The 23,513-nt window shown below is 71.9% G+C and carries 22 protein-coding genes and 1 pseudogene; 8 read left to right on the top strand and 15 right to left on the bottom strand.

Features of this window, described 5'->3' with window-relative positions; genetic code table 11:
* Window positions 1-55: 55 nt before the first annotated feature.
* The 10 genes from ACZ58V_RS04420 to ACZ58V_RS04375 all read right to left on the bottom strand — a co-directional run bounded on the left by ACZ58V_RS04420 (window position 56) and on the right by ACZ58V_RS04375 (window position 9,220).
* A complete protein-coding gene (locus ACZ58V_RS04420; protein ID WP_471288282.1) occupies window positions 56-1,201 on the bottom strand; it encodes an enolase C-terminal domain-like protein in 1,146 nt (381 codons plus the stop codon).
* The gene (locus ACZ58V_RS04415; RefSeq protein ID WP_468187322.1) at window positions 1,191-2,072 is read right to left on the bottom strand and encodes an alpha/beta hydrolase; all 882 of its coding nucleotides are present in this window, start codon (window positions 2,070-2,072) and stop codon (window positions 1,191-1,193) included. The genes ACZ58V_RS04420 and ACZ58V_RS04415 overlap by 11 nt, the downstream gene beginning before the upstream one ends.
* A 48-nt stretch (window positions 2,073-2,120) precedes the next feature.
* The gene (locus ACZ58V_RS04410; protein ID WP_468187324.1) at window positions 2,121-3,794 is read right to left on the bottom strand and encodes a GH3 family acyl-acid amido synthetase; all 1,674 of its coding nucleotides are present in this window, start codon (window positions 3,792-3,794) and stop codon (window positions 2,121-2,123) included.
* A gap of 209 nt (window positions 3,795-4,003) precedes the next feature.
* Complete coding sequence (locus tag ACZ58V_RS04405; protein ID WP_391099252.1) at window positions 4,004-4,198, bottom strand: hypothetical protein; 195 nt, start codon at window positions 4,196-4,198, stop codon at window positions 4,004-4,006.
* Window positions 4,195-4,887, bottom strand: a complete 693-nt coding sequence (locus tag ACZ58V_RS04400) for a hypothetical protein (protein ID WP_468187326.1) — start codon at window positions 4,885-4,887, stop codon at window positions 4,195-4,197. The genes ACZ58V_RS04405 and ACZ58V_RS04400 overlap by 4 nt, the downstream gene beginning before the upstream one ends.
* A gap of 280 nt (window positions 4,888-5,167) precedes the next feature.
* Window positions 5,168-5,974 carry a carbon-nitrogen family hydrolase gene (locus tag ACZ58V_RS04395; protein WP_468187328.1) on the bottom strand — a complete coding sequence of 269 codons (807 nt, stop codon included), beginning with the start codon at window positions 5,972-5,974 and terminating at the stop codon, window positions 5,168-5,170.
* A 46-nt stretch (window positions 5,975-6,020) separates the two neighbouring features.
* Entirely contained in the window at window positions 6,021-6,782 is a 762-nt protein-coding gene (locus tag ACZ58V_RS04390) for an SDR family NAD(P)-dependent oxidoreductase (RefSeq protein WP_468187330.1), read from the bottom strand.
* 43 nt (window positions 6,783-6,825) lie between these two features.
* Window positions 6,826-7,389: a TetR family transcriptional regulator gene (locus tag ACZ58V_RS04385; RefSeq protein WP_471288276.1), complete on the bottom strand. Its 564-nt coding sequence runs from the start codon at window positions 7,387-7,389 to the stop codon at window positions 6,826-6,828.
* A gap of 203 nt (window positions 7,390-7,592) precedes the next feature.
* A complete protein-coding gene (locus ACZ58V_RS04380; RefSeq protein ID WP_468187334.1) occupies window positions 7,593-8,558 on the bottom strand; it encodes an NAD-dependent epimerase/dehydratase family protein in 966 nt (321 codons plus the stop codon).
* Complete coding sequence (locus tag ACZ58V_RS04375) at window positions 8,555-9,220, bottom strand: ScbR family autoregulator-binding transcription factor (protein ID WP_468187336.1); 666 nt, start codon at window positions 9,218-9,220, stop codon at window positions 8,555-8,557. Before ACZ58V_RS04375 ends, ACZ58V_RS04380 begins: the two co-directional genes overlap by 4 nt.
* A 141-nt stretch (window positions 9,221-9,361) precedes the next feature.
* Here ACZ58V_RS04375 and ACZ58V_RS04370 point away from each other — a divergent pair, with 141 nt between their 5' ends.
* Window positions 9,362-10,294, top strand: a complete 933-nt coding sequence (locus ACZ58V_RS04370) for a ScbA/BarX family gamma-butyrolactone biosynthesis protein (protein ID WP_471288272.1) — start codon at window positions 9,362-9,364, stop codon at window positions 10,292-10,294.
* Window positions 10,295-10,343: 49 nt separating this feature from the next.
* Here ACZ58V_RS04370 and ACZ58V_RS04365 read toward each other — a convergent pair whose 3' ends face one another.
* Window positions 10,344-11,264, bottom strand: coding sequence for a LysR family transcriptional regulator (locus tag ACZ58V_RS04365; RefSeq protein ID WP_471288270.1), 921 nt, complete (start codon window positions 11,262-11,264; stop codon window positions 10,344-10,346).
* 155 nt (window positions 11,265-11,419) lie between these two features.
* Here ACZ58V_RS04365 and ACZ58V_RS04360 point away from each other — a divergent pair.
* The 4 genes and pseudogenes from ACZ58V_RS04360 to ACZ58V_RS04345 form a co-directional block, all read left to right on the top strand.
* Window positions 11,420-12,280: pseudogene (locus ACZ58V_RS04360) on the top strand (DMT family transporter); the annotation flags it as partial.
* 311 nt (window positions 12,281-12,591) lie between these two features.
* The gene (locus ACZ58V_RS04355) at window positions 12,592-13,356 is read left to right on the top strand and encodes a cyclase family protein (RefSeq protein WP_471288268.1); all 765 of its coding nucleotides are present in this window, start codon (window positions 12,592-12,594) and stop codon (window positions 13,354-13,356) included.
* A gap of 397 nt (window positions 13,357-13,753) precedes the next feature.
* Window positions 13,754-14,428, top strand: a complete 675-nt coding sequence (locus ACZ58V_RS04350; protein ID WP_189723285.1) for an RNA polymerase sigma factor — start codon at window positions 13,754-13,756, stop codon at window positions 14,426-14,428.
* Window positions 14,428-15,507: a hypothetical protein gene (locus ACZ58V_RS04345; RefSeq protein WP_468187344.1), complete on the top strand. Its 1,080-nt coding sequence runs from the start codon at window positions 14,428-14,430 to the stop codon at window positions 15,505-15,507. Before ACZ58V_RS04350 ends, ACZ58V_RS04345 begins: the two co-directional genes overlap by 1 nt.
* Before the next feature lie 157 nt (window positions 15,508-15,664).
* Here the strand turns inward: ACZ58V_RS04345 and ACZ58V_RS04340 are convergent, their stop codons facing one another.
* The gene (locus ACZ58V_RS04340) at window positions 15,665-16,540 is read right to left on the bottom strand and encodes a L,D-transpeptidase family protein (RefSeq protein ID WP_471288266.1); all 876 of its coding nucleotides are present in this window, start codon (window positions 16,538-16,540) and stop codon (window positions 15,665-15,667) included.
* A gap of 149 nt (window positions 16,541-16,689) precedes the next feature.
* On the opposite strand from ACZ58V_RS04340, the gene ACZ58V_RS04335 reads away from it, so the two are divergent.
* A complete protein-coding gene (locus ACZ58V_RS04335; protein WP_471288263.1) occupies window positions 16,690-18,270 on the top strand; it encodes an acyl-CoA mutase large subunit family protein in 1,581 nt (526 codons plus the stop codon).
* Window positions 18,271-18,335: 65 nt separating this feature from the next.
* Complete coding sequence (gene leuE / locus ACZ58V_RS04330; RefSeq protein ID WP_468187350.1) at window positions 18,336-18,989, top strand: leucine efflux protein LeuE; 654 nt, start codon at window positions 18,336-18,338, stop codon at window positions 18,987-18,989.
* 34 nt (window positions 18,990-19,023) lie between these two features.
* On the opposite strand, the gene ACZ58V_RS04325 is transcribed toward leuE, so the two are convergent.
* Window positions 19,024-20,430: an FAD-dependent oxidoreductase gene (locus ACZ58V_RS04325; protein ID WP_471288260.1), complete on the bottom strand. Its 1,407-nt coding sequence runs from the start codon at window positions 20,428-20,430 to the stop codon at window positions 19,024-19,026.
* Between the two features lie 74 nt (window positions 20,431-20,504).
* Here ACZ58V_RS04325 and ACZ58V_RS04320 point away from each other — a divergent pair, with 74 nt between their 5' ends.
* Entirely contained in the window at window positions 20,505-21,155 is a 651-nt protein-coding gene (locus ACZ58V_RS04320; RefSeq protein ID WP_471288258.1) for a TetR/AcrR family transcriptional regulator C-terminal domain-containing protein, read from the top strand.
* A gap of 9 nt (window positions 21,156-21,164) precedes the next feature.
* Here ACZ58V_RS04320 and ACZ58V_RS04315 read toward each other — a convergent pair whose 3' ends face one another.
* Both ACZ58V_RS04315 and ACZ58V_RS04310 read right to left on the bottom strand, forming a co-directional pair.
* Entirely contained in the window at window positions 21,165-22,085 is a 921-nt protein-coding gene (locus tag ACZ58V_RS04315; protein WP_468187356.1) for a class I SAM-dependent methyltransferase, read from the bottom strand.
* A 63-nt stretch (window positions 22,086-22,148) separates the two neighbouring features.
* A complete protein-coding gene (locus tag ACZ58V_RS04310; protein ID WP_468188273.1) occupies window positions 22,149-23,255 on the bottom strand; it encodes an acyltransferase family protein in 1,107 nt (368 codons plus the stop codon).
* Window positions 23,256-23,513: the final 258 nt, after the last annotated feature.

The raw sequence follows: 23,513 nt of genomic DNA, 5'->3' as shown, positions 1-23,513 counted from the left end.
GCATGGGTGTGTGGTGGGGATGTGCGTCGGTGATGTGCGAGTGGGAAGGGCCGGCTCAGAGGTCCCGCACGGCCCAGCGCTCCGCGCTCGCGGCGAGGTCCATGCCCCAGCCGGTGCCGTCCGCCGGCGCCAGCGTGTTCGTGTGGCGGTCGACGGCCGGGGGCGGGGCGACGATCATCTCCGGGAAGAAGCGGTCGGACTGCCCGGCCTCGACGGTGAGCGCGTCCGGGTGGCCGAAGGCCAGGGCCCGGCCGGAGTTGATGAGCGGGCCCACCTCGGCGACCTGGACCCCGAACTGGTAGCGGACGCCGTTCTCCCGGGCGTAGGCGACGAGCCCGGCGGCCGGCAGCGGCCCCCCGTTCTTCGACACCCGGATGTTGAACGCGTCGCAGGCCCCGGACTCGACCGCCGTACGGGCGTCCCGGGCCGTGCACACCGACTCGTCCAGCATGATCCGCAGCCCGCCGTCGCGGCGCAGCGCGCGCAGCGCCTCCCACGAGCCTTTGGGCAGCGGTTCCTCCACATAGTCGACGCCGGCCTCGCGCAGCCGGTGGGCGTGGCCGACCGAGTTCTCGGGTGTCCAGCACATGTTGGCGTCGACCATGACCGGCACGTCGTCGCCGACCTTGTCGCGGATCGTCCGGACGGTACGGGCGTCGTGCTCGATGTCGTCCGACGCCTTGATCTTCACGAAGTGGAAGGGCCCCCGGGTGGCGAGGAACTCCTCGGCGTCCAGGCTGAGGTCGAGCACCTGCGAGACGGGCAGCGAACGGCGCCCCTCGTCGGCCTCGCCCGGCAACAGCTCCCGTCCGCCCACCCCCGTCCGGCGCCCCAGCCAGTCGAGGACCGCCGTCTCCAGCAGGCAGAGCAGGTTGTTGCCGCCGTCGATCCCGAAGGTCCGCGCGAAGCCGTCCCGGTGGAGCAGCCCCAGCAGTTCCCGCGGATCGCAGCCGGTCAGCAGCGCGAACAACGCGTCGAAGTCGACCTGTTCGAGCGCCGCGCGCACACTCGCGGTGGTCTCCCCGGTGACGTACGAGCGGGGCGCGCACTCGCCGATGCCGTCCACGCCGTCGGCCGAGAGCCTCAGGACCAGGCTGTCGGACGTACGCCGCCGGGCGGCCGGATGGTCGAACGGTGTCCGCATGGGCAGCTCGACGTGGTACAGCCGGGCCCGTCCGGACCTGCCCGCCTCAGGCGCCACGGTTCACCCCCTGGAGCAGGGTGTACGTCGACGTCCAGTCGACCAGGTCGGCGCTGACGTCGGTGTAGAAGAGGTAGTGCTTGTCGGTGGGGAACTTCATGATCGAGCCGCGTCCGGAGACCAGGTCCTGGAAGACGGAGTGCGCGGCGTCCAGGTCCACGATCGGGTCGGTCATCCCGGAGACGAAGGTCGCGGCGGGGACCGTCGGGCTGAGCCGTCCGCGCGTCAGATAGAGCCGCTCCAGTTCCAGCAGCACCGCCCGCGACCGCTGCGTCAACTGCCGTACCGCCAGGTCGTCGTGGTCGATGAAGTGCTGGTACTTGACCTCGTCGGTGAAGTCGCCGGCCTGCAGCCCCGCGTCCCACAACTCCTCGCTCCTGCTCGCCGCGACGGCCTCGCGTGCGTCCGGGTCGAGGGTCGCGTGCATCCGGCCGAGCCAGGACGAGCAGAACACGGCCGCGTCGTACGAGGTGGTGAACCCCTCGTACGCCATCAGGGCCGCCAGGAAGGAGCCGCCGAGGCAGTGCCCGAACAGGGACAGGGGGACGGCGTCGCCGATCATTCCCCGGACGAACGCGACGGCGTTCGCGTAGTCGCCGAGGACGGTGTCGACGTCCGGTATCTCGTGCCGCGGCCCGGGGCTGATGCCGCTGCCGCGCCGGTCGAGGACGAAGAACGCGATGTCGTTGTCGGCGAACTGCGGGCCCACTTCCCACAGCCATCCGGCGTGGCTCTGCAGTCCGTGGAAGTAGAAGACGGCTCCCTTGATCTGCTCCGGCCGCCACACGTGCAGGGCGAGCCGGGTGTCGCCGCAGGGCAGGTCGATGATCTCGCGGCGGGTGTTCTGCGGGGGCCTGAGGGTCTCCAGCATGGTCAACTCTCCTTGATCGGCATGGGGATTGAATGGGTGAGGGGCGGTTCAGTCGGCGAGGATCGCGTCGACGAAGTCGATGTCCTTCTGGAACGGCTTGTACTTGTACTGCGTGGCGTTGCCCCGCTGCCGCCGGGACTCGACGTACGCGGCGATCGCGCCCTGCGCCACGGTCCGCACCTGGAGAGCGGAGAGCCGCCCGCTGTCCCGCTTCGAGGCGTACTCGATGTTGATGACGGACAGTTCGCGGTCGATCGCGGCGGACAGCACCTGGTCGAGGTCCGCTCCGGGTTCCGGTACCTCGACGACGACGGTGTAGGACGGCGGCTCGTCCCAGCGCGGGCCGCACATGTACAGCCCGGTGTCGAGCCCGTTGCCTTCGAGCCCCTGCCGGATGGCCTGGGTGACCTGGCCCTCGGTGATCTTCTCGCCGGTGAAGGAGTGGAAGACGCCGTCGCGGTGGGTGAAGTGGACCCAGGGGGTGCCGTCCGCGATCCGGTCCACGCGGTAGATGTCACCGGTCCACAGCCGGTAGAGGCCGTTCCCCTGGGACATGATCAGGTGGTAGTCGTGGCCCGCCTCGACCTCGTCGTACAGCAGCGTCTCGACCTTCTCGCCGGCGTCGAGGAGCGCGCCGAGCGGTACGTCGGCGGGGACGAACTCGAAGTACGCCTGGCTGACGGCGAGCGGCTGGCTCTCCAGGGTGTCGTCCACGGGGATGGTGGTGACGCCCTCGGTCCCGCAGCTCATGAACGGCAGCTTGGCGACACCGGGCAGCACGGCGTCCAGGCGCGGCCGGTACAGCTCGGCGGAGGCCGACAGCCAGCAGCTGTACAGCGTCAGCGACGGCCAGAGGTCCACCAGGCTGAACTCGCCCTGGTCCAGAACCTGTTCGAGGTGCAGCGCGGCCTTCTCGTCGGGCTCGGTCCACGGCTTGCCCTGGAGGGTGCCCTCTCTCAGGTCGCGCACCAGTTCGGCGCCGTGCTCGGCGATCAGGTCACGCAGCGAGACGAGGGTGCTGGGGTTGATCGCCGAGATGTAGTGCAGGTCCTTGCCGACGAGGTGCCGTACGCGGTGGTACATCCGCCCGGCGTGGCTGGTGGGCGTGTCGGGGCCGAACCACGGCGACTCGTACCACGGCGGGTTCCAGTCCCGGCTGTTGATCTGCGGATGCCGGTTGCTGATCGCCTGGTGCTCGACGCCGTGCACGAAGTCGTACACGTCCTCGCGGACGGTCTGGGTGTCGAGGGTGGCGAAGGGGTGGGCGAGGATCTCGGGGTGGTGTTCCAGGTAGGTGCCCCACATCGCCTTCATCGCGGGGATGCGGTACTTGAGCAGCCAGTGCAGTGTGTACGGGACGCGCTTGGGGGTGCCCGTCGTCCCGCTGGTCTTGAGCCAGCGCAGTACGGGGCTGCACGAGAGGATCCCGCCCTTGGTGTGGGTCTCCCGGTCGATCTGCTCGACGAAGTCGTTGTAGCGCATGATCGGCAGCACCGCCCGGAAGGTGTCCGGGGCGGCGGCGACGGCGTCGTACCCCTTCTCCTTCCAGTGCAGCGAGGCGGCGCCGATGTCGATGAGGTCGTCGAGGACACGGGCCTGGGCGGCGCCGGGGTCCTTCAGATCGGCGAGCAGGTTCTCACGGGCCCGGAAGCACTCCTCGACGAAGGGGTCGCGCCGGTCCTGCCAGTGCTGCTGCCATTGCGATGTGCCGTGCGTCTCCATGGCTGTCTCTCCTCAAGAGCTGTGCGGCGGCCCGTTTTCGGGCATGCCGAAGGGCCGCGCGGCGATGGCCGAACGGTGGTGTGGGTGCTAGGTCGGGTCCGCGAAGTCCCGGCGTCCGCCCGGAGGGCGGGGCAGGCGGGACCTTGCGGACACGGCCTAGGGGACGGGGGAGGTCTTCGGTGCGGGGAGGGTCTCTACGGGGTAGAGGACTACGCGCCGTTCTCCCCGGCCGCGAGGGCGGCCAGCTCGTTCAGGTCGTACAGGGCCTGGCGTTTGGTCCCGTACCGGGTGATCTTGCCGCGGTTGGCCCACTGGCGGATCGTGCCCTCGCGGACGCCGAGGGCGAGGGCGGCGAGCGAGGTGGGGACGCGTTTGCCGCGCGGGGCGCGCAGGTCGTCGTTCATGCCGACTCCTTGGTCTCGAGCGTCGATTGACGATGGTTCAGGAGAAGCCACTGGCGTGGCGTGAGCACATGCCCCGCGCCGCACATCGGTCCGCGCAGCACCAGCTCGTCGCCGCCGCGCCCGGGGAGCGACACCTCGGCGTCGCAGTCCGGCTCCACACACCGGCCGAGCGGTACGAGGTCGGGCTTGGGCGGCGCGACCACGAGCCGTAGGGCGGTGGCGGTGCGGGCGATCTCGTCGGCCGCCGGGCCCGCGGCGGGGTGGGCGGCCAGGAAGTCGATGTGCCGGCCGAGGAAGACGGCCAGCTCGGGAACGGACCGCTCCGGCGGGGCTCCGGCGGCCGGGTCCTCGTCCAGGACGAGCCGGGCCCAGGACGCCAGTCGTACGACGGCGTCGTGCCGGGCTTCCAGCGCCGCTTCGCTCACGGGCGGCGTGTCCGGACGGTGGCCCGTGACCCGGGCGAGGCCCCCCTGCCGGGCGGGGAGTACGAGCCGCTGCTCGCTCTCGTGGTGGAGCGCGGGCAGGGCGGTCAGATCGGCCGCGAGTGCGCGTTTGCAGGGACCGCAGAGCCGGGCACCGGGTGCGGTGGGTCTGCGTCGCAGGCTGTCGGAGCGAGTTGCACGGCGGCAGCGGCTCGACGCGCACTGCTCCGGGCGGGGACGCGAGGGGGTCGGGTCGGCCATGGTCACTGGTCGCCTCACCTTCAGGAGACAAGGAGATGCGGGGAAACGGGGAGCCCCGGAAAACAAAAAAGCGCCGCTCGACGGCGACGCGATGGCAGTGCGAAGGCTCCTGGAAGTGGGCAGACTGCCTCGCGAAAGAGTGTTACACGTCTGCCTTGTGGGCCGCAAGAGGTCACCGGAAAATATCCAACCCGTTTGTCTCGCCCGGCAGTTGGCCGCGCACAGACGACAGGTGCCGTCCGCCCCGGCACTCGCGGGGCGGACGGCACCTGTCGCCGACGGCCGGTCAGCGGGGCGTCGGCACACCGAGAACACGGTCGCGAAGAGCGGGGAACTCGGCACGGGTCTTGGCGACGAGCGCCGGGTCGAGGTCGACGACGAGCGTCTCCTCTCCCGCCCCGGCCTCGGCGACGACCTCGCCCCATGGATCGACCACCACGCTGTGGCCCGCCTGTTCCACCCCGGCGTGCGTACCGGCCGTACCGCAGGCGAGGACGTACGCCTGGGACTCGACGGCCCGCGCGCGGGCCAGCAGCGACCAGTGGGCGCGACGGGCGGCGGGCCAGCCGGCCGGGACGAGGAACATCTCCGCGCCGGCGTCCACCAGCAACCGGAACTGCTCGGGGAAGCGCAGGTCGTAGCAGGTGGCGAGCCCCGCCGTCAGCTCCGCCGGGCCGCCGTCCGCCAGCGTGACGGTGACGGTCTCCTCACCCCGGCCCAGCAGGGCGGCCTCGCCCCGGTCGAAGCCGAAGCGGTGGATCTTCCGGTACGTCCGGCGCAGCCGGCCGTCGGGCGCGAAGACGAGGGAGGTGTTGTACAGCGTGCCGCCCGGGCCGTGTTCGATGATCGAGCCCGCGTGCAGCCAGACCCGGGCCCCGGCCGCGGCCGCGCCCATCGCCTGGGCCGTGGGCCCGTCCAGCGGCTCGGCGTGGGCGCGGAACTCGTCGAAGGCGAACGCGCCGACCGTCCAGAGTTCCGGCAGGACCACCAGGTCGGCGGTGTGCTGTTCACGAACGAGACCGGCCACGCGGGCACGCCGCTCGGCGACGGGTTCGTCCGGTCGTACGGCGATCTGCGACATCGCGGCGCGCACGGGATCTCCCTGAGGTGTCGGGCGGCCCGGGAGGGCCGGGGTGGGGTCAGCGCAGGTGCGAGGCGCCGTTGACGTCGATCACGGCACCGCTGCACCACTCGGCCCGCTCACCGCTGAGCCAGGCCACGGCGGCGGCGACGTCCGAGGGCGCGGCGATCCTGCCGAGCGGGCTCTGGCGGCGTACCTGCTCCTCGGCGTCCCCGACGAGCATGCTTTCCGCCAGGTCCGTACGGACGAAGCCCGGGGCCACGGCGGTCACCGCGACGCCGAGCGGGCCCAGGGACTGGGCGAGCGACTGGGTCAGCGAATGCAGGGCGGCCTTGGTCGCTCCGTAGGCGGGGGCGTCGGGTTCGCCCCGGTAGGCGCCGCGCGAGCCGACGTTGACGATCCGGGCGCCGCGCGGGCCCTGTGGCCGCTGCCGGAGATGGTCGACGAGGTGCCAGATCAGGTCGGCGGGTCCGAGCAGGTTGACGTCGACGATGCGCCGCCAGTCGGCCTGCCAGTCCTCGTACGAGGTGGTGGCGACGGGCTGCTCGGCGTAGATGCCGGCGTTGTTGACGAGGACGTCCACGGTGCCCAGTTGCGCCACGGCGGACTCGATGATCCCGCGGGCCCCGCCCGGTGTGCCGACATCGCCGGTGACCAGGGCGTGGCCGGTGCCGGGCAGGGCGTCCAGGACGGCCTTCGCGGCGGCGGAGTCGGCACGGCAGTGCACGGCCACGCGGTGTCCGTCGGCGGCGAGTTCGGTCGCGATGGCGGCCCCGATGCCCCGGGAACCACCGGTGACGAGCGCGCAGCGTCGAGTCATGGGATGAGCCTTTTCGTCGGAACGGTCAGAGAGGACAAGGGAATCAGTGAGGCCCGACCGGACGCTCGTTCGATAGGTGCACCAGGGCCCACAGACACTTCAGTTGGGCCTGTACCTCCGTGCCGCTGCTCCCCGCCCGCAGGGCCGCCTCGGCGCCCGCCGTCAGATAGACCGCCAGCAGTTCCAGTTCGTCGGGTGCGGGACGGTCACCGGCCAGTTCCCGGGCCGCTGCCACCAGGTCCCGCAGGGCCGCCCGCCAGAGGGTGTACCAGTGGGACGGGACGGCCCGTTCCCGGGTGAGCCGGGCCGCCGCCCGGACGGTGACCTCCTGCTCCAGCAGCCGGGCCACTTCGAGGGTGAACTCGGCGACCGGCGGGAGCGGTCCGGCCGGTACGAGCCGGGCGAGCGCCTCGCCGGTGAGGGCCTCGGCCTCACGGCAGACCGCGGTGGCCAGGTCCGCCTTGGCGGGGAAGTGGAAGGTGAGTGCTCCCATCGTCGCCCCGCAGGCCCGGTGCACGGCGGACAGCGAGGTCCCGGCGTACCCCTGCCGGTCGAACTCGACGGCCGCCGCCGCGATCAGCGCCTGACGGGTACGCTCCGCTCTCACCTGCTTCACCATGGGTTCGACCTCTGCATCCATCACGGGAAATGACTCCCACGGGCCCGCCGCGGACGGGGGCGAGCGGGCGTAGGGGGAGGACGGAAGGCCATGCCCCCAGTCCTGTGAACGTACCGCCGCTTTCCCCCGCGGACGCCTCCCGTGCCCAACCCCGCAACCACTTGGCCAAGTCGGGCCCGCCCGCCTCGACTTCAGCCGGCGCGCAGATGCTCCCGGTACCAAGCCGCCGCCCCGGCCAACCGCTCCAGCGGTCCCGGCCCGGGGGCGCAGCCCGTGAGGCGCCAGATCTGCTCGCTCTCGTACCAGTGGTCACGCGCCAGCAGGGCGAACTGTCGCTCGCTGATACGCCCCGGCGTCTCCCGCAGCCGCGCGAGGCACTTCTCCCAGGCCCAGTCGTCGGCGCCGGCCGACGGCAGTACGTCCAGCTCGGCGAGGATCGCCATGAGGTCGCCGTTGCGCACCGGCACCGGATGGCTGGCGTGGTGGACACCGGAGGCCACGGCGCCGGCCGGTGCCGTGACCAGGGCGGCGACGAGGCGGGCCAGGTCGTCGACGTCCACGGCGGAGACCTGTCCGTGCCCGCCGTCCCAGCGGCCCGGCACCCGTCGGAGCAGTTCGCCGAGCGCGGGCACGACCCAACGGTCCCCGGGACCGAGGACCAGCCCGGGGCGCAGGACGACGGCCCCCGCGTCGAGCGCGATCCGCTCGGCCGCCAACCGCGTACGGCTGGCCGCCGACACGGGCGCGGGCACGACCCCGTCGACGGGGATGCCCCGGTGCGGACCGGGCCCGTACACCGCCGCCGTGGACAGGTGGACGATCCGCCCCACCCCCGCACGCCGTGCCTCGTCGATGATCGCCCGGGTGCCGCCGACGTTCGTCCGCTCGCACTCCTCCACCCCGCCGGAGACCCGGCAGGCGAGGTGGACGAGGACGTCCGTACCGCTCGCCGCCCCCTGGAGGGACGCGGGATCCGACAGGTCCGCGCACACCCACTCCACGCCTGCCCGTTGCCCCGTGCCGGCGGGAACCGCGCGGGCGACGGCCCGCACCTCGACCCCACGCCCGTCGGCCCCGCGTGCGCGCAGCAGCCGACTGAGGACCGCCCGTCCGACGAACCCGGTCGAGCCGGTCAGCAACACCCGGACACGTCTCATGAAGCCGCACCCTCCCCAGGCTCCGCCTCCACCACCGATTCCCCCGCCGTCTCCCCGTTCCCCGGGAACTCCAGCGAGGCGACGATCTCCGCCGGCGCGATGGCCGGCAACAGACATCGCAGCATGTTCTCTATGCGTGCGGGCAGGTCGGACCGGTTGGTGGAGAGCCGGGACATGATCTGCGTACCGGTGTACGAGGCGACGATCACCTGGGCGAACGCGGCCTCGTCCACCCCCGGGTTCAGCTGGCCGAGCTCACGCGCCTCGGCCAGATGGGTGCGGAACTGCTCGGACCACCAGTCGTAGATCGAGTAGTCGAGCAGGTCCACCTCGCTCTGCTCGACGGCGAGCCGGACGCCGGCCCGGAACAGCACGTTGGAGCGCATCTCCACGGCCAGGTACTGGCACACGTCGATCAGCTGCTGCAACCCCTTCTTGCCCTGGGGCCACTGCAGTTCGGCGGCCTGGTCGACGATGACCGCGCGGGCCAGCTCTTCCTTCGACTTGAAGTGGAAGTACATGGCTCCGGTCGTGATGCCGGCTCTCCGCAGGATCGCGTTCAGGCCCGCGCCGTGGTACCCGGCCTGGTCGAACACCTCCGCAGCCGCGTGGATGAGCGCGGTCCGAGTCCGTTCCGCGCGTTCCTGCCGTTGTCGCGCCATCGGCAGACTCCCTCACACCCTGTAGACAAACAAAAAGAACGACCTCTATTTTATTCACGTCGGCGCCGTCCTGTCACCGCAAGCGCCTTCGCTTCATCTGCGCGTGCCCATAAGCGAGTCACCGCATCAGGGGGGAACACCATGTCCATCAGCCTTGCCCAGCACGGCGTCGAGAACCGTTTTGAGCCGATTTCTTCCGTCTTCACGCACAAGACGAACCAGGACGAAGTGCTGCTGCGCAGCTGGCGGCGGACCGCGCCCGACGCCTTCACGGTCACGGCCGCCTGGCCCGCCACTCACCCGTTCTACGTCAACCGTCTGGGGCTGCACGACCCGCTGATGCTCAGCGAGACCGTTCGCCAGACGCTGCCGCTGCTGTCCCACGGCGCCTACCACGTGCCGTTCGGCCACCAGCTGCTGTGGAAGGACTTCAGCTGGACGCTCGACCCGGCGGCCTCGTACGCCGACGGCGGCCCGGCCGAGCTGGAACTGCACATCACCTGCGACGAAGTGACCTACCGTCGCGAGCGGGCGTCCGCGATATCCCTGAGAGTCGACGTCGAGCGCGCCGGCCGCCCGCTGGCCTCGGTACGCTCGCGCTTCACCGTCCAGGACCGCACCGTCTACAACCGGCTGCGCGGCCCGTACGCCGACGCGGCCGCGGCCACCGCGCGCGCCGTGCCGCTGCCGCCTCCGGCGGGCCTCACCCCGTTCGGCCGCGACCGCTTCGAGGACGTGGTGCTCGCCGCCACCGACCGGCCCGACCGCTGGCAGCTGCGGGTGGACACGACCCACCCCATCCTCTTCGACCACCTCGTGGACCACGCCCCGGGCGTGCTGCTGCTGGAGGCCGCCCGCCAGGCGGCGCTGGCCACGGCCCACCCCGACACGGTGACGGTCACCGGAATGGACACCGACTTCGTCCGCTACGCCGAGATGGACATCCCCTGCTGGCTGGAGGCGGAGCAGCTGGCGGACCCGGACCAGGTCAGGATCAGCGCCCGGCAGCACGGCAAGGAGATCTTCGCCAGCGTGGTGACCCTGGCCGCCGCGCCCGCCGCCCACCGCGTCTGACATGTGCCTCTCCCGCCCTCGCCGCCGACCCGCGCCCCATGGGCAGCGGTCAGTCCGCCCCGGGTCCACCGGGCGGGTCGGCGGTGGCGGCCGCGTCCCGCAGTGCGTCCAGCAGGCCGCGCAGGGCGGGCTGTTCGAGGGCGGTCTCCCGTGCGGCCGCCGAGATGACCCGGACCGGTTCGGGGTTGCGGACCGGGCGTACGACGACGCCGGGGTGCCGGTTGCGCAGCCCCAGCCCCGGCATCAGGCCGACGCCGAGACCGGCCGCGACGAAGCCCTGCGCGGTGGCGTAGTCCTCGCTCTGGATGACGAAGTCGGGGCTGAAGCCGGCCGCCGCGCAGCAGTCGATGACGGGTTCGAGGCAGGGGCCGGGGGGCTCGCTGCCGACCCACTGCTCACCGGACAGCTCGTGGAGGTCGACGATCTCCTTGCCGGCGAGCGGATGACCGAGGGGCAGTACGGCGGCGTACGGGTCGTCGAGGAGGTGGACGAACCGGAAGCCGGCGCTCGCACGGTCACGGGTCTGGACGACCACGGCCAGGTCGGCCCGGCCCCGTACCACTTCCTGGAGCGGGTCCTCCGGGTCGGTGAGTTCGAGGTCGACACGGACGCCGGGGTGCTCGGTGCGCAGCCGGGCCAGGGCGGGCGCCACCAGGGTGGAGCCGGCCGTGGCGAAGTAACGGACCGACAGCCGGCCGGTGCGCCCGGCGCGGAGGTCCGCGAGGGCGGACTCCGCCTGGGCGACCGCCGAGCTGATCAGGGCCGCGTGCTCGGTGAGCAGCAGACCCGCGGCCGTGGGGCGCACCCCTCGGCCGACCCGCTCCAGCAGCGCCGTACCGGCCTGCTTCTCCAGTGCCGCCACCTGCTGGCTGACGGCGGACGGTGTGTAGCCGAGGTGAGCCGCGGCGGCGGTGACCGTGCCGCTGGTGACCACCGCGCGCAGGACCTGGAGCCGTCTCACATCGAGCATGTAGCTGAGCTTAACAGAATAGGTAGAACCATTTGCTTGTCCTCAAAGCTTGACTGAGGCACCTTCGTAGGACCGGGACGAGAACGCACCGGGCTTCATGGGACGGAGGAAACATCGTGAACAGCGGTACGCGGAGTCTGTGGGGCGGATTACGGGTGGCGGTGCTCGCCCTGCTGTGGGGATCGACCTTCCTCTGGATCGAGCTGGCGCTGCGCGGGCTCTCCCCGCTCCAGGTCACGTTCGTCCGGTGTGCCCTCGGCGCGCTGGTCCTCGTCGTCGCCTGTTACGCGACCGGGCATCGGATGCCCCGGGGCGTGACCGTCTGGCGGCACATCGCCGTCGCGGCCTTCTTCTGCAACGCGCTGCCGTTCGCGCTGTTCAGCCTGGGCCAGCAGACGGTCGAATCGGGTCTCGCCGGTGTCCTGAACGCCACGACCCCGCTCTGGTCGATCGCCCTCGGTCTGGCCCTCGGCTCGGAACGCGGACTGCGCCCCGTGCGGCTGGCGGGCCTTCTGCTCGGCTTCACCGGGACGATCGTGATCTTCGCCCCCTGGCAGACGACCGGGGCGACCGGCTGGGGCGCCCTCGCCATCCTCGGCGCGGCCGCCAGTTACGCCGTCGCGTTCACGTACATGGGCCGCACGCTGGTCCGCAGGGGCACCCCCACCATCTCGCTCTCCGCCGCCCAGCTCGTGGCGGCGAGCGGGCTGACCGCGGTCGCGATGCCGGTGGGCGGCCTGGAGTCGATCGACGTCGGCCCGGCCGTCGTGACCGCGGCCGTCGTCCTGAGCGTCTTCTGCACGGCGATCACCTTCCACCTCACCTACCGCATCATCAACGACGAGGGCGCCACCAACGCCGCCGTGGTCGGCTATCTGCTGCCGGTCGTCTCCGTCCTGCTGGGCGCGGTCGTCCTGGGCGAGAACCTCAGCCTGCGGGTGGTGCTGGGCATGGTCGTGGTCCTCGTGGGCGTCGGGCTGACGCGGCGGAAGGCGGCGGTGGCGTCGACTTCGGCTTCGGGGGACGGGGGGCGGGGGGAGCCCGGCACCGTACAGCCGAGTTCCGAAGCGCCTGCCGTCGAGAGGCCGGTTTCCGTGGGGCCGAGTTCCGAAGCGCCTGCCGCCGAGAAGTCGGCTTCCGTGAGGCCGAGTTCCGAAGCCCTTGCCGCCGAGAGGCCGGCTTCCGTGGGGCCGAGTTCCGAAGCCCTTGCCGCCGAGAGGCCGGCTTCCGTGGAGTCGGGCTCCGCAGGGCCCGCCGCCGAGAAGCCGGCCGCCCTGGAGCCGACCCGCGGTGACACTCCCCGGCGCCCCCTCCTGGAGGACGCCCGGTGACCCTCGGCGCATCCGAGCCCAGGCTGTGGTCGGCGTATCGCGCGCTGACCGAGAGGGCGGTCTTCACGGACCTCACCCACGCCTTCCGGCCTGGGCAGCCGCATTTCCCGGGCTTCGGGGACGAGCGGCGCGAGACGCCCTTCGACCTGGAGCGCGGCGACGGTTTCACCGTCCACCGCTACACGCTGGTCGGCCAGTGGGGCACGCACGTCGACCCGCCCTCCCACTTCGTGGCCGGGGCCCGCGCGCTGGACCGTATCCCGGTCGAGGAGATGATCCTGCCGCTGGTGGTGCTCGACATCGCCGCCCGGGTCGAGACCGACCCCGACGCCACGCCCACCCTGGACGACGTGAGGTCATGGGAGGAGCGCAACGGCCGTATCCCGTCCGGCTCGTTCGTCGCTCTGCGCACCGGGTGGAGCCGACGCTGGCCGGACCCGGTGGCGCTCGTCAACCGGGACGAGTCGGGCGTCAGCCATACGCCGGGCTGGTCGGCCGAGGTGCTGCGGTATCTGTTCGAGGACGCGGGGGTCACCGCCATCGGCCACGAACAGTCCGACACCGACCCGGGTCTCGCCGCCTCCGCGGGCGACTACAGCCTTGAGGCGTACGTCCTGCGACGCGACCGCTGGCAGATCGAACTGCTGGCCAATCTCGACCAGGTCCCCGAGGCAGGGGCTTTGATCGTCGCCACCTGGCCCAAGCCGCAGGGCGGTTCGGGTTTCCCGGCACGGGTGTTCGCCGTGCGTCCGGCGGAGTGAGCGCCCCCAGCCGGCTGCGGCACGTCCGGACGGCTGGGCGCATCGAGGTGGCGAGGATCACATGAGGCGGTGAACCGTGGCAACGGCCGGGGCCGCCACCCCCCACAGGAGAGGCCCCGGCCGTCGCGCGGTACGGACCGCGCGGCGGCCCGTACTTCCTACAGCGCCATGTCTGCGTTTTCTGTCACACCCTGACGGGTCACGGCTTAGTTGCATCCTGGACGGACATGGACGGGGAGTGGTTTCAGGTCGTAACGTGCCTTTCGCGCCAACGCGGAGGCGGCAAGACCACCGCAACCACCTGCGGTCTTAACTCCGCAACCATCAACTGAGGAACCACGACGGCGAGAACCCGGTCCGCGAGAGCGGCGCCGGCTCAGGCGCAGAAGGGCGCGCGGTGCTGGGGGACGACGCGGAGCTGACCGCCGCGGTGCGCGCGGCACAGGACGGAGATGAAACCGCGTTCCGGACTGTGTACCGCGCCGTGCACCCGCGGCTGCTCGGGTACGTACGGACGCTGGTCGGCGATCCCGACGCCGAGGACGTGACGTCCGAGGCCTGGTTGCAGATAGCCCGTGACCTGGAGCGGTTCACCGGCGACGCGGACCGTTTCCGCGGCTGGGCCGCCCGTATCGCCCGTAATCGCGCGCTGGACCACATACGCATGCGCGGGCGCCGGCCCGCGATCGGCGGTGACGAGACCGAACTGACGGGCAGGGCCGCCGAGTCCGACACGGCCGGCGAGGCCATGGAGGCGCTCGCCACCGACGGCACGTTCTCCCTGATCTCCCGGCTGCCGCAGGATCAGGCCGAGGCGGTCGTGCTGCGGGTGGTCGTGGGGCTCGACGCGAAGTCCGCCGCGCAGACGCTCGGCAAGCGCCCGGGCGCCGTCCGGACGGCGGCGCACCGGGGTCTGAAGCGGCTCGCCGAGCTGCTCGGCGAGGACCCGGAGGCCGATCCGGAATCGGCCGGGGTGCTCGACGCTCTGCCGCCCCAGCGAGAACCGCGTGGCGGTGCGGTGACGTCCGCAGGTGTGACGCGTAGCGTCCCGCGGACGCAGAAGGATGTGTGATGGCCGACGAGCAGTACAGGTGGCTGGACCGCGAAACGGCGGAGCGTTTGCTGAGCGGAGAGCCACTCGAGGCTGTCGACGGCGCCGACCGGGGCCAGGCCGAACGACTCGCCAGGACGCTCGGGGCACTGTCCGCGTCACCCCCGCTGACCAGCGAGGAACTCCCCGGTGAGGCCGCGGCGATGGCCGCTTTCCGCAAGGTGCGCGCGGAACGCGCCGACGCCGCCGCGGCCCTCGAAGCCCCAGGGGCCACGGGCGGACAGGCCGCTGCCGAGGTCGTGGACGCCGGACTGGTCCGGATCGGGACCTCGCACGGCGGTGGCTCCGGCGCTGTCCGGCGGCCTCGCTGGGCGCGTCCCGCACGCCTCGCCCTGGCCGCCGCGCTGGCCGTCGGCATGGTCGGCGGGATCGCGGTCGCGGCCGGAACCGGAGTCCTGACACCGTTCGGCGGCGACGAGCCCGACCCCGGTGCCTCGGTGTCCGCCGCCGTCTCCCCTCCCGGACGCCCGTTGAAGTCGCCCTCGCCGAGCGACTCCGTGCAGGGCGGGTCCACCCCGGACGACGTCCCGAGCGGCCCCGCGGCGGGCGGCGCCGGTGGCTCCGGACGGGGCGAGGCACGCGACGACGCGGCCCCGAAGCCCGGCTCCGGCGAGCGGGGCGACCGCCCCGGCGACAGCCGCAGGAAGATCGCCTCCGCCTGCCGTGACCTCCGCGACGGCAAGCGCCTGAACGCCGACCGCAGGCGCGCCCTGCGGGACGCGGCGGGCGGCACCCGGGTGTGGAAGTACTGCAAGGGCGTCCTGTCCACGGCCGGTACCCGCTCCACGGACCGCGACGACGAGGACGGCGGCAAGGGCAAGTACAAGGACACCGACCGGGACGGTGACCGGGACGGGGACCGCAAGCAGGGCAAGGCCGACCGTCAGGCCGAGAAGCGCGCCGAGAAGCAGGCCGAGCTGCGTTCCGAGAAGCCGAACGACGACGATGACGTCGCGGACCGCGGCCACGCCCGGCAGTCTCTCGCACCCCTGCGACCTGCGGTTTCGCACTCCGTGAAAATCTCCTGGCCGAGGGTGTGACGTTTTCGGCCGCCCAGGCGCAGTAATGAGTGAGCCGACTGGTCATCGGCCGTCGCACAGAGCCGGGGTTCCCCCCGTACCTACGGCTCGTGCACCTGAGCGCGGGCGGGACACGTTCCCCCGGTCCCGCCCGCGCCCCAACTTCCCTTCCGCGTCCTCACCAGGACACGACGACCTTGTCGCCGTCGCGGACCTGCGCGTACAGCTCCGCGATCGCCGCCTCGTCCCGTACGTTGACGCAGCCGTGCGAGGCCCCCGCGTATCCCCGGGCGGCGAAGTCCGTCGAGTAGTGCACGGCCTGGCCGCCGCTGAAGAACATCGCGTAGGGCATGGGTGAGTCGTAGAGCGTCGACACATGGTCGCGGGACTTCCAGTAGATGGAGAAGACACCCTCCCGGGTCGGCGTGCCCTGCGAGCCGAAGCGGACCGCCATCGTCGACACCGTCCTCCCGTCGATCATCCAGCGCAGCGTCCTGCTGGTCTTGTCGATGCACAGCACCCGGCCCGTCGTGCAGCGCGGGTCCGGCGGGTCGGCCGCCTGGCCGCCCATCAGGTACAGGTCCCACCTGCCCGGCTCGCGGGTCATCCGCAGCAGCCGCTGCCAGGTGACGGTGTCGGTCCGCCCGGTGCGCGGCAGCCCGCGCTTGCCCTGGAAGCCGCTGACCGCCCGCTCCGTCTGCTCGCCGTACGTCCCGGTCGGCCCCTCGAAGAGCCAGGCGACCTGCCGCAGCCGGGCCTGGAGCTCGCGGACGTCCCGGCCGGTGGCACCGCGCGACCACAGCACGCGGGGCGGGGCGGGTGCAGCGCTGGGCTTTTCGTCGTCGGGCGGGGCGGGGGCGGCGCTCGGGGTGCCCCCGCCGGTCGGAGTACCGCCGCCTGTCGGGGTGCGCGCCGGGGACGGGGTGCCGTCGGGTAACTCGATGTGCACCGGCGAGCGGCGCTTTCCGTCGCCGTCGGGCGGCTGCACCGTGCAGCCGGGCAGCGCGGCCAGTGCGGCCACCGCGGCGAGTGCCGCTGCGATCGGTCTCCCCATGCCCGTAGTACGCACGCGGCCCCCTGTCGTCTCACCGGTGTGCCCGGATGTCACCTCAGATGTTCCCCCGGCGGGCCCCGTCGCGAACCAGGGGGCATGGTGGGGAGCGAGGTCCCGACCACCCACTGCTCGGCGGGAGGCATCGCACCATGGCGCGTGAGTCGGAGTCCGGGCTGCCCATCGAGCCGGTCTACGGACCGGAGGTTCTCGAGGGCTGGGATCCGGCGGAGAAGCTGGGGGAGCCGGGGGCGTATCCCTTCACGCGGGGCGTGTACCCGTCGATGTACACGGGCCGGCCCTGGACGATGCGTCAGTACGCGGGCTTCGGTACGGCGACGGAGTCCAACGCCCGCTACCGGCAGCTGATCGCCCACGGCACGACGGGCCTGTCGGTCGCCTTCGACCTGCCCACCCAGATGGGCCACGACTCCGACGCCCCCCTCGCGCACGGCGAGGTCGGCAAGGTCGGCGTCGCCATCGACTCCCTCGACGACATGCGGGTGCTGTTCGGCGGCATCCCGCTGGACCAGGTCTCGACGTCGATGACGATCAACGCCCCCGCGGCCCTGCTGCTCCTGCTCTACCAGCTGGTCGCCGAGGAGCAGGGCGTCGGCGCGGACCGGCTGACCGGCACGATCCAGAACGATGTGCTGAAGGAGTACATCGCCCGCGGGACGTACATCTTCCCGCCGAAGCCGTCGCTGCGCCTGACCGCCGACATCTTCAAGTACTGCAAGGCCGAGATCCCCAGGTGGAACACGATCTCCATCTCCGGCTACCACATGGCCGAGGCGGGCGCCTCGCCCGCGCAGGAGATCGCGTTCACCCTGGCCGACGGCATCGAATACGTCCGTACGGCGGTCGCGGCCGGGATGGACGTCGACGACTTCGCGCCGCGGCTGTCGTTCTTCTTCGTCGCCCGGACGACGTTCCTGGAGGAGGTCGCCAAGTTCCGTGCCGCGCGCCGGATCTGGGCGCGGGTGATGAAGGAGGAGTTCGGCGCCAGGAACCCCAAGTCGCTGATGCTGCGCTTCCACACGCAGACGGCCGGAGTGCAGCTCACCGCCCAGCAGCCCGAGGTGAACCTGGTCCGGGTCGCCGTGCAGGGCCTGGGAGCGGTCCTCGGCGGCACCCAGTCCCTCCACACCAACTCCTTCGACGAGGCGATCGCCCTCCCGACCGACAAGAGCGCCCGCCTGGCCCTGCGCACCCAGCAGGTCCTCGCCTACGAAACAGACGTGACAGCGACCGTCGACCCCCTCGCGGGCTCCTACGTCGTCGAGAGGATGACGGACGACGTCGAGACCGCGGCCGTCGGGCTGATGACCAGGGTCGAGGAGCTCGGTGGCGCGGTCGGCGCCATCGAGCGCGGATTCCAGAAGAACGAGATCGAGCGCAGCGCCTACCGGATCGCCCGGGAGACGGACTCCGGCGAGCGGGTCGTGGTCGGCGTCAACCGCTTCCGGCTCGACGAGGAAGAGCCCTACGAGCCGCTGCGCGTCGACCCCGCCATCGAGGCCCGGCAGGCCGAACGCCTGGCCAAGCTGCGCGCGGAGCGCGACCAGCAGGCGGTGGACACCGCGCTCACGGCCCTGAAGCAGGCCGCGCGGGGCACGGACAACGTCCTGTACCCGATGCGGGAGGCCCTGCGGGCGCGGGCGACCGTGGGCGAGGTGTGCGACGCGCTGCGGGAGGTGTGGGGCGCGTACGTCCCCTCGGACGTCTTCTGACGGGGGCCGGGGGAGGGGCGGCCGGGGGAGGGGCGGTGTCAGACCCGCGTGCGACACTCCTTTGCATGCTCGGTGTCATCGATCTGCCCACCTACCTTGTGGGCCTCGTCCTGATCGTCCTGCTGCCCGGTCCCAACTCGCTGTACGTGATCTCCGTCGCCGCGCGACGCGGTGCGCGCACCGCGTATCGGGCCGCGGCCGGGGTGTGGTGCGGGGACGCGGTGCTGATGACGCTGTCGGCGGCCGGGGTCGCCTCGCTGCTCCAGGCGAACGCCGTGCTGTTCGGGATCGTGAAGTACGCCGGCGCCGGGTATCTGGCCTGGCTGGCGGTCGGGATGCTGCGCGCCGCCTGGGGGCTGTGGCGGACCCGCCGTGAGCGGGCCGCGGACGGCGGTGTGCCCGGGGCCTCGGCCGATGAGCGGCCCTTCCGCAGGGCGCTGGTCATCAGCCTTCTCAACCCCAAGGCGATCCTGTTCTTCGTCGCCTTCTTCGTGCAGTTCGTCGACCCGGGCTACGCCTACCCGGCCGTCTCCTTCGTCGTCCTCGGCGCCTTCGCCACGCTGGCCAGCGTCCTCTACCTCAGCGCGCTGATATTCGGCGGCACCCGGCTGGCCGCCGCCTTCCGCCGCCGCAAGCGTCTCGCCGCGGGCGCCACGTCGGCGGCGGGAGCCCTGTTCCTGGGCTTCGCGGTGAAGCTGTCCCTGGCGTCGAGCGCGTAGCGCGTCACCCCTACCGGCCTCACCCTTCCCGGCCTCAGCCGCGTCGCCCGAACCGGGCGAGATACTCCGCGAGTCCGGTCGGCGCGTCTCCCGCCCAGCCGACGTATCCGTCGGGCCGTACGAGGAACAGCCCGGCCCCGTAGGCCCCGTGCGCCGGGCCCTGGACGGTCCGCACCCGCTCGCCGAGGGCGGGAGGCCGTACCCCGCCCAGGGCCAGCAGCGTCCAGTGCGGTCCGCGGAACGCGTCGAAGAGGCGGGTCCCGTCCACGGTCCCGTCGGGCGCGCGGTCGCCGGCCCGTACCGCTCCGGGGTCGGTGCGGGTCTCCCGCGTGAGTGACGACGCGCGGTAGCCGAGGCCCAGCTGACGGGTCGCCTCGCCCCGCCGGGTCTCGCCGCGGTGGACGCTGGTGGACAGCCCGAGCATGTCGGCGGCGACGGGGCGCCGTTCCTCCTCGTAGGAGTCGAGCAGGGCCGCGTCCGTGCCGTCGCGCAGCACCGCGCCCAGCTTCCAGCCCAGGTTGTAGGCGTCCTGGACGCTGGTGTTGAGGCCTTGGCCGCCGGCGGGGGAGTGCACGTGGGCCGCGTCACCGGCGAGGAAGACCCGCCCGGAGCACAAGCGGTCCGCCAGGGCCGCCCGGGGGCGGAAGTCCGAGGCCCAGCGCAGCTCGGTCACGGATTCGGGGGCGAGGTGCGAGCGGGCGGCGACGACCTTCCGTATGCCCTCCAGCGAGAGGTCCGGGGACGTCCCGTCCGGGAACTGCGCCACCAGCTGGAAGTCCTCCGTGCCGGCCAGCGGGCAGAGCGCGAGGTAGCCGTTGCCGTCGCCGCCCGGCGGGAAGATGTGCCAGTTGTCCCGGTCGAGGCCGCTGATCCGGACGTCGGCCACCAGTGTCGGGTTCGGGTCGAGGGTCTCGCCCGCCATGCCGATGCCGAGCAGTCCGCGCACCGTCGAGCGGCCGCCGTCCGCCGCGACGGCGTACCGGGCGGTGACGGGCTCGCCCGAGGCGAATTCCGCGCGCACCCCGTCCGCGTCCTGCGTCAGACCGACGAGCTCCCGGCCGAAGGCCACCTCGCCTCCCAGCTCGGCCAGCCGCGCGTGCAGGATCTCCTGCGTGCGCCACTGCGGCACCATCCACGGCTCCGTGTACGGCGCGTCCTCGCTCGCCTCGGCCGAGTCGAACATCCGGTGCTCGCCGGCCCGCCTGCCGTCCTGCCAGATCATCCCCACCGGGTAGGGGCCGCCCGCCGCGCGGATCGCGTCCAGCACCCCCAGATCGTCGAAGACCTCCATCGTGCGCGGCTGGATGCCCTTGCCCCGCGAGCCCGGGAACAGCGCCTCCGCCCGCTCGACGACCAGCGCGGCCACGCCCCGCCGGGCGAGGTCGATACCGAGTGCCAGGCCCGTCGGGCCCGCGCCCACCACCAGCACGTCCGTGTCCATGATCCACCATCTCCTTAACGCTGTTAAGCAACCCTCCCTTCGAGGATTGCCTTAACGGTGTTAAGTTGTCAAGCGTGAGTACGGAACGACGTGAGCCCCTGGACCGGCGGCGGGTCGCGGACACCGCCCTGCGGCTGCTGAACGAGGTGGGCCTGGACGGCCTGACCCTGCGGGCCATCGCCCGGGAACTGGATGTGAAGGCGCCCGCCCTCTACTGGCACTTCAAGGACAAGCAGGCGCTGCTCGACGAGATGGCGACGGAGATGTACCGCCGGATGGTCGCCGGGGCCTCGCTCGACCCCGCCGACACCTGGCGCGAACGGCTGCTCAAGGCCAACCGGGGGCTGCGCGCGGCCCTGCTCGGCTACCGGGACGGCGCGAAGGTGTTCAGCGGCTCACGCTTCACCGGCATCGAGCACGCCGGTCAGATGGAGGAGAACCTGCGCCTGTTCACGGCCGCCGGTTTCACCCTCGCCCAGGCGGTCCGGGCGCTCACCACGGCGTACATGTACACGCTCGGCTTCGTCACCGAGGAGCAGGGTGTGCGGCCCTTGCCGGATGAGCGCCGCGAGGGCTACGACGTGAACGAACGCGCCCGCCTGATGGCCGACTTTCCCTTGTCGGCCCAGGCGGGCGCGGAGATCTTCGAGGACTACGAACAGCACTTCGAGGAGGGACTCGCCCTCGTGATCGACGGGATCGGGGCGCGCTTCGGGGTCTCATGACACCCGGCGTCAGGAACGCTTCGCGCGTGCCCGCCGTACGGCCCGGGTGACCAGGGGCGGCAGCAGGTCCTTGGCGAGCCGGCGCGCCCGGGACGGGGCAGGGCGGGCCGGTCGCGCCGCACGGGACTCGGCCACCTCGGCGGCGGGGGCCTTCGGTGCCACCGGCGCCACATAGTGCCGGGAGGCCGGGAACGGCGGCGGCTTCATGCCCCGGGACCGGGCGCGGACCAGCCGGTGCCCGGCCGCCGACTGCACGCTCAGCCCGACGTCCGAGCGCTGCCTCAGCATGTCGAGCAGTTCCTCCTGGAGCGGCTCGGGATCGCCCCAGGTGCCGTACAGCTTCTGCGTGCTGAGGCAGATCGGGCGCAGACCGCGGTTGAGGACGGCCTCCCAGGCGGCGACCGAGACACCCGGGGTGTGCTCGGAGCGGAAGTCGTCGAGGACGACGATGCCCTCGGGCACCAGGATGTCGTGGGCCGCGCCGATGTCGCCGTGCACGTGCTCGTACAGGTGCGAGGCGTCGACGTGGATGAAGCGGCAGGTGGCCGGGGCCACCTTCTCGGACACCACGGAACTGGGGGCCGCGATCACGGTGGGCAGGTCGTCGTGGAAGGAGAGGTAGTTCCGCTCGAAGATCTGCTGGGTCAGCGAGGCGTACGACTTCGCCGACTCCGCCTGGTTGGCCCCGTCCGGGGCGTCGCCCTCGAACAGGTCGCAGACCGTGAACTTCTCGCCGTCCTGGAGGTGATGGCCGAGCAGGATCGCGCTCTTGCCCATGTAGACGCCGAGTTCCAGCAGGTCACCCCTTATGCCCTGCTTCTGCTGCCGCTCCAGGAACCAGGTGAACAGCATCTGGTCCAGCGGCGGGAACCAGCCCGGAACATCCGTGAGTTCGCCGGGGTGCTTGTCGGTCGCTTGTGCGTTGGTCATGAGACGAGCCTTCTCTCTGAGCGTTGCCCGAACCGACGGACGGTTGAACGTCCCGTGAACAGCTCAGCGATCCTTCGCCAGTACTGCCCGCAACCGTGGCGTCAGGGGCTTCTCCACATACTGGTTCAGCAGCCACGCGAGCAGCAGCATTGAGGCCGCGGTCAGGGCGAATGTCGCCCCGGATGGCAGGCCCACGCCGCGGTGCAGGGCGTGGATCACCACCCAGCCGAGGTGTTCGTGGACGAGGTAGAACGGATAGGTCAGCGCCCCCGCCACCGTCAGCCAGCCCCAGTTGGCCCAGCGCAGCCAGCCCAGGGCGATCGCCGCGACCGCCAGGAAGCCGAAGGTCACGACGAGGACGATGCCGGTCGAGGAGCGGTAGGAGAAGCCGTCAGCGCCGGCGGCGTGCCACAGGCTCTGCACCGCGTAGTGCTGCCCGATCAGCCAGCTGACGGCGACGATGCCCCACGCGTAGGCGTCCCGCCGGTCGAGGTGGACGAGGTAGAGGCCGACACCGCCGATGAAGTACGGGGCGTACTCGGGCATCAGGACGATGTCGAGCAGCGGCATGTTCGCGTTGTCCGCGATCACCGCCGCCAGCATCCAGCCCGCGCAGAACATGATCACCCGGCGGCGGCTCGCCCCCGGGAGCACCACGCACAGCGCGAACAGGGCGTAGAAGCGGACCTCCGCCCACAGCGTCCAGCACACCCCGAGCACCCGGTCCACGCCGAGCGGCATCTGCAGCATGGTCAGGTTGACCAGGGCGTCGCTCGGTGACACCGCCTTGTAGGCCACCACCGGCAGGGCGAACACCACCGTCACTATCGCGACCGCCACCCAGTAGGCGGGCAGCAGCCGGGAGGCGCGGGAGGCGAAGAACGACTTCAGGGGACGGCCCCAGCCGCTCATGCAGATCACGAACCCGCTGATCACGAAGAACACCTGGACGCCGAGGCAGCCGTAGGCGAAGAACTCGTGCAGGGTGGGGAACTGGACCTTGGGCGAGCTGCCCCAGGCCTCGGAGACCTCACCGTCGCGACCGCCGTAGTGGTACGCCGCCACCATCAGCGCGGCCACCAGCCTCAGGCCGTCCAGAGCACGCAGCCGGCCGCCGGAGCCCTTCTTGCGCCGCGGGGCGGTCGTGGCTCCCGGTGGTTCGACCAGCACGCCGACTTCGGGCTGGGGCTTGCGGGTGCTGACGACCGTCTCGGTCACGCTGGAAACCTCTGTAGCTCGTATGTCCTTCACCTGAGCCGCCTGTGGGCGGGCAGGGCGCCGCCTGTCACCCTAGGACGGGAATTGACGCTTAAACGTTCGACGGAAACAGGCTTCGCCTTCCTGTTCCCATGGATTCATCTGGATGTCGGTCGCGGGTGGCTGAAACGTCGGTCGCGGACAGTCGAAAACGCGGAGGCGCCGGTCCGC

This window comes from Streptomyces sp. NPDC040589 (assembly GCF_055594445.1).
Note: the sequence above shows the minus strand (reverse complement) of the source record. Positions and strands in the feature narration are given on the sequence as shown.